The 15358-nt window shown below is 69.8% G+C and carries 11 protein-coding genes; 2 read left to right on the forward strand and 9 right to left on the reverse strand.

Features of this window, described 5'->3' with window-relative positions; all coding sequences use genetic code 11:
* Positions 1-35: 35 nt before the first annotated feature.
* The 4 genes from HUA78_RS03015 to HUA78_RS03030 form a co-directional block, all read right to left on the reverse strand.
* Positions 36-1355 carry a DUF418 domain-containing protein gene (locus HUA78_RS03015; RefSeq protein ID WP_174475615.1) on the reverse strand — a complete coding sequence of 440 codons (1320 nt, stop codon included), beginning with the start codon at positions 1353-1355 and terminating at the stop codon, positions 36-38.
* Positions 1356-1437: 82 nt separating this feature from the next.
* Entirely contained in the window at positions 1438-1905 is a 468-nt protein-coding gene (locus HUA78_RS03020) for an ATP-dependent DNA helicase (protein WP_141646910.1), read from the reverse strand.
* A gap of 151 nt (positions 1906-2056) precedes the next feature.
* Positions 2057-3481, reverse strand: coding sequence for a hypothetical protein (locus HUA78_RS03025; protein WP_174475616.1), 1425 nt, complete (start codon positions 3479-3481; stop codon positions 2057-2059).
* A 97-nt stretch (positions 3482-3578) separates the two neighbouring features.
* Positions 3579-3767: a hypothetical protein gene (locus HUA78_RS03030; protein ID WP_141646908.1), complete on the reverse strand. Its 189-nt coding sequence runs from the start codon at positions 3765-3767 to the stop codon at positions 3579-3581.
* A gap of 90 nt (positions 3768-3857) precedes the next feature.
* Here HUA78_RS03030 and HUA78_RS03035 point away from each other — a divergent pair, with 90 nt between their 5' ends.
* Together HUA78_RS03035 and HUA78_RS03040 are read left to right on the forward strand one after the other, a co-directional pair.
* A complete protein-coding gene (locus HUA78_RS03035; RefSeq protein WP_174475617.1) occupies positions 3858-4241 on the forward strand; it encodes a hypothetical protein in 384 nt (127 codons plus the stop codon).
* Between the two features lie 58 nt (positions 4242-4299).
* Positions 4300-7866, forward strand: coding sequence for a hypothetical protein (locus HUA78_RS03040; RefSeq protein WP_174475618.1), 3567 nt, complete (start codon positions 4300-4302; stop codon positions 7864-7866).
* Positions 7867-8237: 371 nt separating this feature from the next.
* Here the strand turns inward: HUA78_RS03040 and HUA78_RS03045 are convergent, their stop codons facing one another.
* The 5 genes from HUA78_RS03045 to HUA78_RS03065 form a co-directional block, all read right to left on the reverse strand.
* Positions 8238-9146, reverse strand: a complete 909-nt coding sequence (locus HUA78_RS03045; RefSeq protein ID WP_174475619.1) for a hypothetical protein — start codon at positions 9144-9146, stop codon at positions 8238-8240.
* Between the two features lie 90 nt (positions 9147-9236).
* Positions 9237-10127, reverse strand: a complete 891-nt coding sequence (locus tag HUA78_RS03050; protein WP_174475620.1) for a neutral zinc metallopeptidase — start codon at positions 10125-10127, stop codon at positions 9237-9239.
* A 123-nt stretch (positions 10128-10250) separates the two neighbouring features.
* Positions 10251-13004, reverse strand: a complete 2754-nt coding sequence (locus HUA78_RS03055) for a pitrilysin family protein (RefSeq protein WP_174475621.1) — start codon at positions 13002-13004, stop codon at positions 10251-10253.
* Between the two features lie 116 nt (positions 13005-13120).
* Positions 13121-14671 carry a GMC family oxidoreductase gene (locus HUA78_RS03060; RefSeq protein ID WP_174475622.1) on the reverse strand — a complete coding sequence of 517 codons (1551 nt, stop codon included), beginning with the start codon at positions 14669-14671 and terminating at the stop codon, positions 13121-13123.
* Positions 14668-15285 carry a gluconate 2-dehydrogenase subunit 3 family protein gene (locus HUA78_RS03065; RefSeq protein WP_174475623.1) on the reverse strand — a complete coding sequence of 206 codons (618 nt, stop codon included), beginning with the start codon at positions 15283-15285 and terminating at the stop codon, positions 14668-14670. The genes HUA78_RS03060 and HUA78_RS03065 overlap by 4 nt, the downstream gene beginning before the upstream one ends.
* Positions 15286-15358 lie beyond the last annotated feature (73 nt).

Consider the following 15358-nt stretch of genomic DNA (forward strand, 5'->3'; position numbering starts at 1 on the left):
CCCGCCCCGAATGCCCCGAGTCCCACCCGGTCCGCTCAAGAAGGCGCCGCCCCCACCTCGCCGTGCCCCGCGGGCAGTCGCATGGGCTGGGCCCGACCATAGGTGAGCGAGCGCCACAGCCACTCGGCGGGACCGAAGCGGAAGCGGGCCAGCCAGAGGTGGCTGAGGACAATCTGCACCGCGAAGATGCCCAGTGCCAGCAGGATGCTCCGTGAAGGTGGCAGCTTTCCGATGAGCCCCAGACCCCAGCCGTTGTAGACCCAGACGCTCACCACCGACTGCAGCAGGTAGTTCGAGAGCGCCATCCGGCCCACGGGCATCAGCACGTTGAAGACGCGCTGAACCCAGCCACGGCGGGACAGCAGCGCGAACAGGGCGACGTAGGCCGCGGCCAGCGTCAAGCAGCCCAGCTCCTGGACCACCGTCAGCACCATCATCCAGTCGCGGCTCACGAAGTCGCCCATTCCCATCGCGCGCAGCCGCCAGAGGACCAGGCCCAGCCCATTGCCAATCACGCCCAGGAACAATCCCCAGAACAACAGCCGGTGGTGCAGGCGGCGATTGCCGTCCAGGTCCTGGAGCAACAGGAGGCGCCCCGCGAGCAGTCCGAAGAGGAACCGCCCCAGGATGAGGCTCATCCAGACGAGCCGGTTGATGCGAAGGTAGGACTCGTTGTTGAAGCGGGCGGTGCCCACGAGCGCCGTCCAGAACGAGTCGCTGGAGAGTGCCTCCAACAGCCTCGTGCGCGACGCCGTCTCCAAGGCTCGCGCCGCCTTCGCCGCCTCGCCCGCCGCCTCCGCGCCGTGCAGCCAGATGGGGACGAAGCGCTCCAGGGCCGGAATCAACAGCGGCACCACCGCCATCAACGCCACGGCCCAGATGAGCACCGTCGTGTTGGAGCGGTTCCGGAACAACAGCAGCGCGAAGCCCACCATCGCGTAGGTGTGGAGGATGTCTCCGCACCAGATGGCATACTGGTGCGTCAGCCCTATCGCGAGCAGCACCAGCAGGCGTCGCGCATAGAGCCGGACAATCGAGGAGCCTCGCGCCTCGGCTCGGGCGAGCTGGATGCTGAAGCCCAGGCCGAAGAGGAACGAGAACAGCGTCACGAACTTCTGGTTCACGAAGAACTGGTAGAGGCCCGTGGCCACCGTCTCGAGGAGCGGCGCCGCCAGGGCCTGCGCCTGCTCTCGGGGCATCATCACCCGACCACTGAACCAGGAGACGCTATTGGAAACGAAGACGCCGCACAGGGCGAACCCGCGCAGCGCATCCAGCAGCGTCACCCGCTCGGAGGTGTCCACCGGGCGGGCATCGGCGAGTTGCACTGGCGCGGAAGAAGCAGGGTCTGACATGGGGCAAGCAGACGCCTGCTCCTTCCGTGCGTCAACCGAGGGCTCGTGACTTCAACCCTCGGTCTTCATGACGCGGTGCCACCTAACCATGCCGGGAGTATGCGCCGCAGCGCGCATGCCCGTAGCGCGCGCACTCCGCCCGCTCACGGCGCTCCCGCTCCACCCGCGCCTGACGCTCGCGCTCCGCCCGCTCACGCTCCAGCCGAACCAGACGCTCGCGCTCGATTCGAGCCCGCTCACGTTCGATGCGCTCACGCTCCACCCGGGCCTGCCGCTCACGCTCGCGCTGCACCCGCTCGCGCTCCAGCCGCGCCTGCCGCTCCCGCTCCGCCCGGTCGCGCTCCAGCCGCGCCTGCCGCTCCCGCTCCGCCCGGTCGCGCTCCATCCGCGCACGCTCCGAGTTCGAACGCGAATCCAGGCGCTGGTCGCGAACCCACTCGGTGACGCCCGGGGTCGTGACAGGGGAGGCACCATGCACCGACTGCGCGAGGACAGGAGAAGCCACCGTGAGGGAGCACACCACCAGGACTCGCATCAGCTTGCTGTACATGACGACCTCCTTCGCAGCGGGTTGCGCCGCGTTCTGTACAGTCTGACGGGGCCCCCTCCCGGCTATTCAGTCGGGACCACTGCCCCCGCAGGGCGCGACACTGCGAGTCCGGGTCTCCCTGGGAAGTCGTCCCGAAGCCCCACACACGCCGTCACGTCTGGCGCGACGGAGGCTGGGCCAGCCACAAGGCCCCGGCGGCGAACGTGGCGATGACTGTCCAGAAGTAGAAGCGGAACTCCGCGCTCACGCTGACGGGGAAATACGCCAGCGCGTAGGTGACTCCGGACGCGGCCACGCAGAACATCAACCCGCCGTCGCGCGCGCGACGCCGCCAGCCCACGACGGCCAGCGCCACGGTCAGCACCAGCCAGGACCCGCCGCGGATGAAGATATCGGGACAGGCAGCCCGCATGGCCGCCCAGCCCCGATGAAGCAGCGTGTGCTTGCGCAGCGTCAGGCCCAGGTCGTTCTTGTCGATGCTCTGGAAGAAGCCCCCCTCCTCCCGGTAGTAGTTCCCGGCGAAGTCCTCCATGCCGAGGTTCGCGACATAGGCCGCCCAGCGATGCCGCAGATAGGCACCCGGGTAGGCACGCACGACCCGCAGCCACTCCCGCGTCAGGGGCTCCTTCGCCGCGCGGAACGCCCCCACGGAGATGGCGCCCCGCTCAGGGTCTCCCCACAGAATCGGGGCCAACGAGCGCCGATGGTAGATATGGGCAATCCGCGTCGCATCCCACTTCCACAACGCCACGAGCGGCGAGCCCTCCATCGCCGCGGGCTCATGCGCGTAGACGCCCACCACGTCGAACACCAACAGCGCGCCCCCAATCCAGTCCTTCTTCGCGTCCACGGCGCGATTGAGGATGCCTGGCGCCGAGGCCAGCACCGCGAGGAGTCCCACGCTGGCGAGCACCGGCCGCACCCTGCCCTTCATCAGCAAGGGCACGCGCGCCACCACCATGGGCACCAGCAGCATGCTGGCGGTGATGGCGTTGTGGCGCGTCAACGTCGCCGCGACCATGAAGGCAAAGGCCCAGCCGGGTCGCCTCCAGGCGAGAAACACCACCGCCCACAGCAGGGCCACCCCGTTGAACGTGTCCTTCCAGAGCGTCACTCCCACCGCCCAGTTGCTGGGAATGAACCAGTAGACGACCAGCAACGCGAGCGCGGCCAGCCCTCGTCGCCCGGTCAGGCCCCCGAGCAACAGGAGCGGGCCCAGCGCCAGTCCCACCAGTTGGAAGGCGAGCACCAGCCACGTCGAGCCGGTCAGCAGGAAGGTCTTGCCCAGGACGAAGGCGAAGAAGGGCGAATGCCAGTCCGAATAATTCCCCGTTCGCCCCTGGTACAGCATGTCGAGTGAGTCGCTGGACAGCAGTCCGGGCTGGAAGGCCGCGAACAGCAGCGCGAACCAGAGGAACGTCAGGCCCAGCCGGACGTGCCACCCTCCCAGCACCGCGAGCAGACGCGTCCCGACGGACACCTTTTCGGCGGCGGCTACGTCAACCTGGGGGGAGGGGCCTCCCGAAGCGGGCGCCACCTTTTCCGCTTCCTGCACTGGCTGAACTTCCGTCCCCATGTCAGCGCGCCCTCGTCGCGAATGAATTCGCGCGGACATTGTCAGGCTGGCACGGCAAATCCAAGCGACTCATGCGCCGTCGGGGACCACCGAGCGGTCAACCTTCCGCGCAGCCGGGTGTCTTGTCCGGGTCTGGAAAAGGGTGCGCGCGATGGGGTGCCGCGTCGTCGTCTCCCTCGGCCACGCCGGGTGTATGGCCGGGCACCTCGTCCTCATAGCCTGACTCGCGGTCCCTCCAATCCCCCAAGGGCTCGCTTCCTCGCTGTCGCTCGTCGATGTCTGGCATCACGGCCTCCTGTCTCTCCGTGAAAGATAGGCAGTGTCGGCCCAGGTCGGCGCGGACCTGAGCGATGATGCGAGGCCATCGGGAGGATGCATGGCCAGGTATCTCGGCAGGACCCTTCGCCAGTTCCGCGACAGCGCCAGCCGGCTCGTCCAGAACGCGGCGGCCCTGGCGGTGACCGTGTTCGTCGTCCTGCGACCTGACCGCGCGGGGAGCGAGCGAGCCCAGCGCAACGCCGAACGCCTCATCACGGCCTGCCGGGCCTTCCAGGCGCGACATGGCCAGCTGCCCCAGACCCTCGCGGAGCTCGTTCCCGAGTTCCTCCCCGAGCTGCCCCCGGCGAAACACGGCGGGCCCCATTTCAGCTTCACGTACGACGTGAGCAACGGGCGACACGTGCTCGGCTGGACGGACCGGATTCCCTTCGGACGTCCCTTCTATGTCTTCGAGGAAGACCGCTGGGGTTATCTGGACTGAGGGCCTCCTCCCTGGGGGCATGCACGGAGCGCTTCGTCTTGGGCTAACGTCCCCCGGAATGCACCTCACGCGCCTCTCTACCGCCGTGCTGTTGCTGTCCCTTGCCATCGCCGGATGTGACCGGGGCTCGACGGCACCTCCCGTGGCCGCCGCGCCGAAGCAACCGGTCGCCCCCGAGAGCTTCCTCAAGGCGGGCCTCGCGGTGCCTGTCACCGTCGCCGGCGTTCCCGACCTCGGAGAGGTGGACGTCGCGGAGCTTCGCGATGCCGTTGCGGACCCGCGGACCCTCAGTGAGCAGGACCTGGAGCAGCTGCTCCAGAATGCCCAGGCGTCTGCTCAGGGTGTCCCGAGCCCCACGGGGGAGCTGGAGCCGGTGGAAGGTCTCCCGGCGGTCGAGGCGGAGCGGGACGCACCCCACGGGGACATACCGCCTCCACCTCCACCGCCCGCGCCCTCCGCCTCGCCCCCTCGACCGGCTGATGCCGCCATGGAAGAAGCCGCCAGGGCCGCCTCGTCGGCGGGCGAAATGGACATGCGCCGGAGGGAGGTCATCCAGATCATCAAGGGCGGTCCGGATAGAGCGGGAGGAGGAGCTCCGGGCTCGCCAGCGAAGCGGATGAAGGATGGCCCGGAGCCCGCCGCGAACCTGCCGACCCCCGTGCTGCCCAAGGTGGACACCGCGCCTCGCGCCGCCAAGGTGCTGGTGCGCGACGAGTCCGGCCGCTATCAGCCGCTGAAGACGCGTGCGATTCGGGTGGTGACGTACATCCAGGGCGCCCGCGCGCGCACGGTGGTGGACCACCTCTTCGAGAACGACACGAACCACAGCCTGGAAGGCACCTTCTACTACCCGCTGCCCGGAGGCGCGTCCGTGGCGGGCTTCGCGCTCTACTCAGGCTCCGTGGCGGTGAATGCCCCGTCCCTCTTCCAGTCGTCGGACCTGCTGCCGCCCCTGGGCGACGGCACCTCGAACGTGGAGCAACTGACCGCCGCCGCGCCCCCCAGCCCTCCGGGTGCCAAGCGCTCGTGGGGCGCCCCCCAGGAGGCCCGGGTCGTCGAGCAGAAGCGCGCGCGCGAGGTCTACGAGGACATCGTCCGCAACAACGTCGACCCGGCGCTGCTGGAGTGGGCCGGGGCTTCCACCTTCAGCGCGCGCGTCTTCCCGCTGCCGCCCCGCTCCCTGAAGCGCGTGGTCATCGCCTATGAGCAGACGCTGCTCCATGACGGCCAGCGCCTGCGCTACACGTGGCCCCTGCCCGTCGGCGCGGGCAAGGACCTCCAGGTGTCCGCGCGCGTTCACGTGGACCCGCGTCACACGCAAGACGTGCTGGTGGCACCCGACACGAAGGAGAAGCCCCGGGAGCTGGGCGCGTGGCGTACCTACGATTTGCCCAAGCTCACGGGCGACGGCGCGCTGTCGGTGGCCCTCACGCCGAAGAACGCCGAAGCGGATGTCCTGGTGGGCCGGGACGATGCGGGCCTTCCGGGTCACGCGTTCCATGCCCGCGTGCGCCTGCCCGCGCGCCTGACGTCGGAAGCGGAGGGGCCGCCCACCGGTCGCGCCGTGCTCGTGGTGGACACGTCGCTGGCCACGGAGGACGGCAACGCCTGGGCGCTCCAGGCCGCCACCCTTCGCGCGCTCCTGGAGAAGGACTCCACGCTGAAGGAGTACGCCGTCCTCCTCTTCGACGTGCGGCCCCGGTGGCTGCACGGAACGGGCTGGCGGACCAATGACTCCGCCCGGCGCCAGGAGACGTTCTCCGAGCTGGAGCGTGTCTACCTGGAAGGCGCCTCCCACGTGGATGGCATGCTGACGGAGCTGGACCGGGCCGCCGGTGAGTGGCTCAAGCCGGCGAAGCCCGGCGAGCGCGTGACGGCCTTCCTCCTGTCGGACGGCAACGTCACCTGGGGCCAGAGCACCATCGAGTCCCTCATCTCCCGCCACGGCAGCACGGAGGCCCTGCGCTGGGTGACGTACCGCTTCGGCGAGTCGGCGGTGAACACGGAGCTATTCGACGCGCTCTCCCGGGCCAGCGGTGGCCGGAGCGTGACGGTGCTCTCCGGCGCACAGGTGGATGCCGCGGCGAAGGCCCACCGCGCCATGTCCGTGGTCCTCACCCGCGTGGAGGTGAAGGGCGCCGCCGTGAAGGACCTGGTCGTCGCGGGACGGCCCCACCTCGTGTTCCCCGGCCAGGAGCTGCTGGTGGCCGGACGGCTGCCGGAGAAGGGCACCCCGGAGCTGGTGGTGGCGACACGCGCGGGCGACGTGGAGCAGACGCTCAGCGTGCCACTGTCCACCGAAGACAACAGCACCTTCGCGCCGCGCGCCTGGGCCGACCTCTTCGTCACCCGGATGGTATCCCTGGACGACGTGCGACTGGACCGGATGGTGGTGGCGCTCAGTCAGCACTACCGGCTGGCCAACGCGCGCGCGTCCATGCTCGTGCTCGAGTCCACGGCGGACTACGAGCGCTTCGCCATCCAGAACGAGAGCGTGGAGCTGGATGCGCTGGAGACGCTGCGCAAGCGCGAGCAGGACCAGCGCAAGGACAAGCTCCAGGGCCTCGGCATGGACGCTGTGCCCAAGTCCGGGCTCGCCGTGGTGCGGTCCCTGACGGAGCATCGCTCCGCCCTGGCGCCCCTGATGAAGCGTCAGCCCCTGCGGGACGAGCCCTACGCGGGTGGAGAGCCCCGGCTCACGGCGGAGCTGGCCTACCGCAAGGCACGCCGTGAGAACCGCGACGACGTGACGCTGTACGAAGGCATCGCTCGCCAGCGCGCCTTCGCCGGAGACACCGGGGGCGCGCTGCGCGCCCTGTCCTCGCCCGTGGAGCTCAGGCCCAAGGACGCGGAGGCCCTGCGTCTGGTCGGCTACGGCCTGCTGGCCATGGGACAGTTCCCCGCCGCGGCGGAGCTGTTCGAGCACGTCCGCCTCAACCGCCCCTTCGAGGGACAGGCCTTCCTGGAGGAAGCCCTCGCGCTGGATGCCTCCGGGCGCTACGCCGACGCCGCGCGCAACTACGAAATCGTCCTCGCGGGAGGCCAGTGGCGACACCCCGTGGAGCTGCGTCTGGTCGCGGCGTATCACTACGGGCGCCTGCTCTCCGCGCTGGCACGACATCCCCGCGCGGAGTCCTTCGCGTCCGTGCTGAAGACGCGCATTGGCGAAATCCAGGAGGCCAGCACGGTCTGGTACGGCGGCATGTCCCCCACGCCCATCGACTACCAGCTCACCACCCACTGGAACTCGGACATGACGGACATCGACCTGTGGGTCATCGAACCCAACGGCGAGCGCTGCTTCTACCAGCACAAGGAGACCCGGCTGGGTGGCCAGCTCTACTGGGACATCACCGATGGCCTGGGCCCGGAGCTGTACCACGCGCGCAAGGTGGCCCCCGGCCCCTACCACGTCGTGGTGCATTTCTACGGGCACCGCGCGCCCAAGCTGTCCGTCCCCACCGCGCTGCTGCTGGTGAGCGACAAGGGCGTCTTCTCCTCCGGGGACTCCTACCAGCGGCGCTTCCAGCTGCGCATCCTCCCCAAGAACGACGCGAGGCTGCTGCTGCGCCGCGAGGAGTTCATCCCGCGCAAGACGGCCCTCTCCGCCGAAGGCCAGCCCTGAGCCACACGACTCCGCTCCATCCGCGAGAGGTCCGGCATGCATCACGGACGAAAACCCCGGGGACCCATCGGACGCGTCGGTGGCCTTCGCCGTGTCGAAGGCGCTGATGGCGTCCTCCGGGTCCGCGCCCTGGAGCGCGTCTCCGGCCCCGAGCGTATCGAGGCACGAGACGTGACAAGGCGATCCTTCTCGGAGGCACTGGACCGCGCCTCGCGAGGGCTTCACAGCACGGAGCCCCTGCCCTCACCGTCGCCGCGCCGTGACTCGCCGCCACCGAGGCCGCGCAGCGACGACGAGGAGTCACTGCTCCCGCCAGAGCCACCGCCGGAAGGCTTCCTCGGAATGCTCTGGTGGAAGGTGAAGGGACGTCGCTAGAAGGTGAGGCCCGCGCCCAGGTACGGACCATGGAGCCGGTCCTGGTGGGCCACGCCGTCGACCGTGCCCTGGTCATCCAGGTACACGCCTCGCCAGCCGCCTCGCAGCATGAGGCTCCCCAGGTGCAGGGCCAGCCCCACCGTGCCGTCGAGCTGGAGGTATGGCCACGGCGTGAGCTGCGTGCGCGCTTCCAGGTCCAGGGGGCCCAGCACGCAGGCCTCGAAGGACCCCCCCACGCTGGGTCCGACGAGCATCACATCCGGCGCATACGCCGTGCTCACGCCGGCCTCCGCGCGCAGCCGCAGGTGCTCGCGCACGAGGAACGCATGCGTCACGTGCGCCTCCACCAGCGTGAGCCTGTCCCTCCCCTCCGTCCCGTCATCGGTGGGCAACGACAGCCGCAGCACGTGGCCCTCCACGCCGAAGCGGCGAAACTCCAACCCCACGAACATGTCGGCGCCCTTCGCGTCACCCCGCCAGAGCAGGTTCTGCGCGCCCATGCGGAAGGACACCGGCACCGCGTGCCGACGCTCCGTGCTCAGCTCGGTGGTGGCCACGCCCGGAGGAAGGTTCGCGTCGACCTGCTGGTTCAGGTGGGTGCCCGTGTTGGCAATCGCATGGACCATGCCCTGGAGCATCCACCCCACCACGCTCCCCACCACCTCGTTGCCCAGGTCATCCAGCGAGTCGTCGCTCCCCGAGTCGGAGGACTCATCGTCGGAGTCGGAGTCGGAGTCCTTGTCGTCGTCATCGGCATCGTCTTCCTTGCCGATGGCGGTGGCCTCGTGGGTGTCCGACGTCGACTCGCTCGGCTTGGAGCGCTTGCCGAAGCGGGCCTCCGCTGGAGCGGCCAACAGCAGGCCCAGGAGCAGTCCCGCGGACCATCTGGCTTGAATTGAAGGCACGCCCCCTCCGACATCGCTGGCCGCGGATCCGTTCCACGGGGGGGCCATTCAAGCGCGGGAAGGGGTCTGGACGCCAATCGTCCCGGTGAGTCAGCGACGACGGCGCGACGGCGTGGACGCCTCGGAGAACGTGTCACACGCCTCCAGGGTGCCCTGCGACAGGCCTCGCTTGAACCACGAGACGCGTTGCTCCGAGGAGCCGTGGGTGAAGGACTCGGGGACGACGTAGCCCCGGGTACGACGCTGGAGCGTGTCGTCGCCAATGGCGGTCGCCGCGCCCAGCCCCTCCTCCACGTCCCCCGCCTCCAGCACCTGGCGCTCCTTCTGTGCATGGTGGGCCCAGATGCCGGCGAAGCAGTCCGCCTGGAGCTCCTGGAGCACCGACAGCGCGTTGGCGTCCTCGGGAGAGGCCCTGCGCCGTGCGGCCTGCACCTGCTCGGAGATGCCCAGCAGGTTCTGCACGTGGTGGCCCACCTCGTGCGCCACCACGTAGGCCTGGGCGAAGTCACCCGGCGCGCCGAAGCGACGGTCCAGTTCGTCGAAGAAGTCGAGGTCCAGATACACGCGCTGGTCCGGCGGGCAGTAGAACGGCCCCACCGCGCTCTCCTGGAGCCCGCATGCGGACCGCACCGCACCGGAGAAGAGCACCAGCCGGGGGTCCACGTAGCTCACGCCTCGCGGCTCCAACAGGCCCGGCCACGTGTCCTCCGTGTCCGCGAGGATGACGGACACGAAGTCCTTGAGCTCCGCCTGACGCGGGTCCTCGGGCACACCCGAGCCTCCCGTGCCGTAGTCGCGAGAGGTCCCCTGGCCGCCCCCGGAGTTGGTCGAGGAGATGACCGACGGGTCTCCTCCCAGCAGCATCACCAGCAGCGCCACCACCAGCGAGGCGGCACCACCGCCCACCGCCAGCGGACGTCCGATTCCACTGCCCCGCCGGTCTTCCACATTGGAGCTGCGACGTCCTCCCTGCCACCGCATGCCTGCCCTCCTCCTCGACGGATGCTCCGTCGGGGCAAGGTAGTCAGCGCCGGAGCGGAAGGACGCGCCGCACGGCCCCCTCGCCTGGCCGACCGCGCGCCAGGCAAGGGAGCAGCCAGGCAATTACGGCACCGACAGCGCCTGGAGCGCGGTGCGGGCCTGGCCCTCGTCGGCGACCACCCCGACCACCAGCCGCTTCAAGCAACCGTCGAACTCCTGCTTCAGCGCGGCGGACGTCACGGCCTGGAGATGGGCGGGACGCTGTGCCAGCGACTCCGGCGGGAAGCCGCGCACGCGCGCGTCCAGCAGCGCCTGCACCCATGCCTCCGAGGAGATGTACGACACCGCCTGCCTCGCGAGCAGCCGCGTGCGGGCCCGCGAAAGCTCCCGCTCGTCCACGTTCGTGGCGAAGTTGGAGAGCATGGCCTGCACGGACTTCGCTCCCTCCGCCATGCGCTGCGCGTCCACCACGCCCTCCACCACCAGGTGGGAGGCGCCGCCGCGGGCCAGCCACGTACTCGCGCTGAAGCCGTAGGAGGCACCCTGCTGCGAGCGCAGCTCGTTGAACGCATACGCCGACACCAGCTCCGCCATCAGCGAATAGCGCGCCTCCGCCTCGGGGGTGGCCGTAGGCAACCGGCAGGCCAGCTGCAGGTGGCCCTGGCTCGCACCCGGGCGGGGCGTGACGAGCGTGCGAGCCTTCGCGGAGGGCTCGGGCAGCGACGGCGCCGCGGGCACGCTCACCGCCGTGGCCGGCCCGTGCTTCCAGCCGCCCAGGTACTCGCGCACCAGGGGCTCCACCGTCTTCACGTCGAACTCACCGGCGATGACCACCACCGTGTTGGCGGGGCGGTACACATCCCCAATCCAGGACTGGACCTCGTCCCAGGTCACCTGCGCCATCTCCTCACCCGTGGCGTCCCGTGAGTAGGCGTGCGCCCCGTAGAGGGCCTTCATCAGCTCGCGCTCCGCCCGGACTTCCGGGTGCGCATCCACCGCGCGGCGCCACGGCACCACCTGCTCCTGCAGGTACTTCACCGCGTCCAGAGAGGTCCTCGTGGTGGACAGCTGCTCGGACAGCATCGCCAGCATGTTGCCGACGTTGCCGGCGGTGCCCGACACCTCGATGCGCTGGTGGTCCCTGCGCATGGAGTCCCACACGTGCAGGCCCCAGTGGCTGGCATGGCCCTCGAACCACGACTCGCGGAAGGAGCCGTAGTCGGCCAGCGCCGCCGCGCCCGCACGGGCACCGTACGTGGAGCCACCGCCCAGCACCGCGCCCACCCGCACCACGGGCAGCCCCGGCCTCGGCGCGAGCAGCACCTCCATGCCGTTGTCGAGCTTCAGCGTCTGCACGGGCGCGGACAGGGCCGTCAGCATGGACGGGGTGATGCGCTGCTCGGCCGTCAGGGTGGAGTACTCCACCGGCAGGGGCGGGGGCGCCACCACCGAGACGCCAGCGCTCTCACCCGGCCGCACCAGGATGATGCGAGCCCTGTCTCGCTGGAGCCACTTGTAGGCGAAGTCCGTCACCTTGCCGCCATCGATGGTCATCAGCGCCATCTGCGAGCGGGTGTAGCCGCGCACATCGAGCATGAAGTGCGTCAACTCCGCGCGGCGGACGGTGCGCGCCATCAGGTCCTCGGACTCCAGCACCATGCCGGTGATGACGTTGCGGCGCATGGACTGGAAGTCGAACTCGCGGCCGAGCACCGCTCCGGCATTGATGGTCTGCGTCCACGTCTCGTGGACCTGGTCCAGCACCTTGTCCGCGGACTTGCGCGGGTGCTCTCCCGTGGTGAGCGCCACGCGAACCACCAGCAGCGACGAGCGCGTGCCAGCCACCACCTGCGTGCCGATGCCGGCGATGTCGCCGTCATTGCGCATGGCCCCCTGCAGGTTCCGGTTCAGGTTCACCCGGACGAAGTCATGGATGGCGCTGGCCTCGTCGAAGGAGCGCGGCAACACCCAGGACAGGTACAGCTCGGGCGAGCCGACGGATGCCTTGAACTCCGGAATCGACGGCGAGGCGGCCTTCAGCGGAGGCTCCGTCACCTGCGGCATGCGAGTGCCCACGGCCAGCGGCGCGCCAGTGCCCACCCACGCGGGGGGCAGGTTCTGCATCAGCACCGCCTCCACGGCGGCCAGGTCCACGTCCCCGGCGATGACCAGGGTGATGTTGTCCGGACGGTAGTGGTTGCGCGCGAAGCGCTGGGCGTCCGCCAGGGCGAGCGCCGTGAGCGACTCGTGCGTGCCGATGATGGGCCGCGAGTACGGGTGCTCCGCCGGATAGGCGGCGGCGTGCATCCAGCTGAAGACCTGGCCCACGTAGCCCGTCTCGTTGCGCTGGCGCAGCTCGTTGCGCACCACCTCGCGCTCCACCGCGAAGACCTCCGGCGTGACACCGGCGAGCGGAGCGGACATCCGCTGCCCCTCCATCTTCAGCAGCGCGGCCAGCGACTCCTTGGGCGCCAGCGTCTGGTAGAGCGTGTGGTCCAGGCTGGTGAAGGCATTGAACTGGCCGGCGCCCACGTCCTCCAGGCGCGTCCACACCGACGGGCTCCCCGCGTGACGCGAGCGGAACGCCAGGTGCTCCACGACGTGCGCCAGGCCTTCCTTGCCCACCGGGTCGCTGGAGCCGCCCGTGCCCACCAGGGCCACCACCGCCACCACCGGCGCGCGCGTGTCCTGCTCCACCACCACGCGCAGCCCCGAGGGCATGCGGAAATCCCGCAGCGGGAAGGACACGTCGCGCATCACGACCTGGCCACGCTGCGGCAGCGTCGAACAGGCGCCAAGCACGGCGGAAAGGACGACGACGGCCGCCGTCATCCTCCGAGCACGCGGAGAAGACCGAGACAGAATCTGGGAGCTCATATGAAATGGACTCGTGGGGGACGGCGCGCAAGGACAGGCATGCGCGCCTGGGAGACAACGAGTGCTCCATAGACCAACTGATGGCATGAACACCATCATCGTTCCGTCATGAACTGTTACACAGCCGCGGCCACGTGCTGACTTCCCCAGTGGGCGACGCCGAGGATGGACTCCATGGGGTTGACACCCAGCGCGGTGGGGAAGACGGAGCCATCCACGACGAAGAGGTTGTCCGCGTCCCAATAGCGCAGCGTGCTGTCCACCACGCTCGTCTCCGGGCTGCCGCCCATGGAGCAACCGCCCATCTGGTGCGCGCTGAGGACCGAGAGCTGGAGCGGGCCATAGGGCGCGTCGTCCAGCAAGCCGAGGTCCTTCTCGCTGCGCATCACCACGGGCCGCGAGTGTGGACTCGACACCTGCTCGGCACCAGCGGCGAACTGGATGCGCGCGGACACCTTGAGGGCCTCGCGAAAGGCTTCCCAGTGAAAGTCGTTGAGCGGGTAGTTCACCTTGAAGCGCGTGTACTCCCCCTCGCCGCGCAGGGCCACCGTGCCGCCCTCGTCGCCCGGATGTACGCCATCCAGACAGATGGAGATGAGCGCATTGGCATACGGCAGCCGCGCCATCTGGTCCTGGTGCGCCGGGCCCAGGCCGGTCAACGCCAGAGAGCTCAGGATGGGAAGCAGCGGAGGCACCTCCAAGAGCCACCCCAGCCTGCCCTGCCCCCGGTCGATGAACTGCCGCGAGTACACGGTGAGCGGCGCGCCGGTATACGCCTCCACGGGCTCCCGGAAGTGGGCATTGGAGACGACCACCGGGTGCAGGAAGAGGCGCTTGCCCACGCGGCCCCGGCCGGTGAGTCCGCTGCGCAGCAACAAGCCCGGGGAGTTGATGGCGCCGCCGCACACGGCCGTCACCTTCGCTTTCACGGTGAGCCGCTTGCCGGAGGGTCGGTCCGTGCCCGGATTGAGCACCTCCGCGTGGACGGCCACCACGCGCCCGCCCTGGGTCTCCAGTCGCCGCGCGCTGACATTGGCGAACAGCCGCATCCCCTTCTCCACCGCCTCCGGGATGAGCGTCACCAGCATGGACTGCTTGGCGTTGGTGGGGCAGCCCAGGCCACACGCGCCCAGCGACGCGCACGAGCGGACGTTGCGCTTCACCGTGCCCCGGCTGTAGCCCAGCGCGCCCAATCCCTCCCACAGAATCCGGTTGTTGCGATTGGACTGCTCAATGGGCCATTCGCGGATGTTCAGCCGCTCTTCCAGCCAGTCCCAGTGCGGCGCGAGCGTGGCGGCATCCAGGCCCTTCACCCCGTGCGTGTCGCGCCAGCGCTCGAGGATTTCCGGCGGCGTGCGGAAGCAGGCGCACCAGTTGATGGCGGTGCCCCCGCCCACGGTGCGCCCCTGGAAGATGCCGATGGACAGGTCATCCGTCGCCCGGTTTCCAGCCTCCTGGTAGAAGGTCGAGTACGCCTTCGCCTCGTTCAGGTCGAAGTCGCGACGCGTGTGGTAGCCGCCCTCCTCCAGCATCACCACGTCCAGCCCGCGCTTCGCCAGCTCCAGCCCGAGCACCCCGCCGCCCGCGCCGCTGCCCACCACGCAGACATCACACGTGAGCGTCTGGTCCTCGGTCAGCTCGTCTCCCGTCCTGATGCGGCCGCTCATGGCGTGGACCCTCCGCTGCCCGCGAAGGAGCCGTCTCCAGGCCCCCGCCACACCGGAGCGTCCGCGACATGGAAGCCCTGTGGCACCACATAACCCGTGGCCGCGATGGCCGCCGGATGTGAGTAATAAGCGGCATGGGCCAGCGAGCGCAGCGCGTGAAAGGCGCCGCGACGAAACACCAGCCTCGACGTCCGCCAGTCCTCCAGCACGGCGTCCTGCGCCTCGGGAGCCAGCCGCGAGAAGGGCGTGACACCACCCGCGAAGAGCAGCCCCGCCAGCGCGTTGTCGAAGATTCCCAGCACGTCCCGGACCTCCCGCGCGATGGAGGGGTCTCCCCGCGCGAGCAGCCTGTCCGCCAGGAAGGCCACGCGCACCGTGTCCGCGTCTGGCCAGCCTTCACGCGGCTGGAACGCACGGCGGGCCAGGGCCTGGAACGTGGCGTACTCGCGCGGCCCGAGGACGAGCAGCCCTTCCTCGGGCAGGGGCAATGACAGCCCTTCCCGCAGGACGAGGACTCCGCTGCCCCCCAGCGCGAGCAGCGCGCCTCCGAACACCCCTCGTTTGAGCAGGCCCCGACGCGACAGCGCGGGCGGCCCGACGTGAGACGGGGACATCGCATCCTCCGAAACGAAACGGGTACACGACACGCCGTGAGGCGACAGGAGTCTATCCCGCGCGCATCATCAG

This window comes from Myxococcus sp. CA033 (genome assembly GCF_013336625.1).
In the GTDB taxonomy this organism is placed as follows: Bacteria; Myxococcota; Myxococcia; order Myxococcales; family Myxococcaceae; genus Myxococcus; species Myxococcus llanfairpwllgwyngyllgogerychwyrndrobwllllantysiliogogogochensis.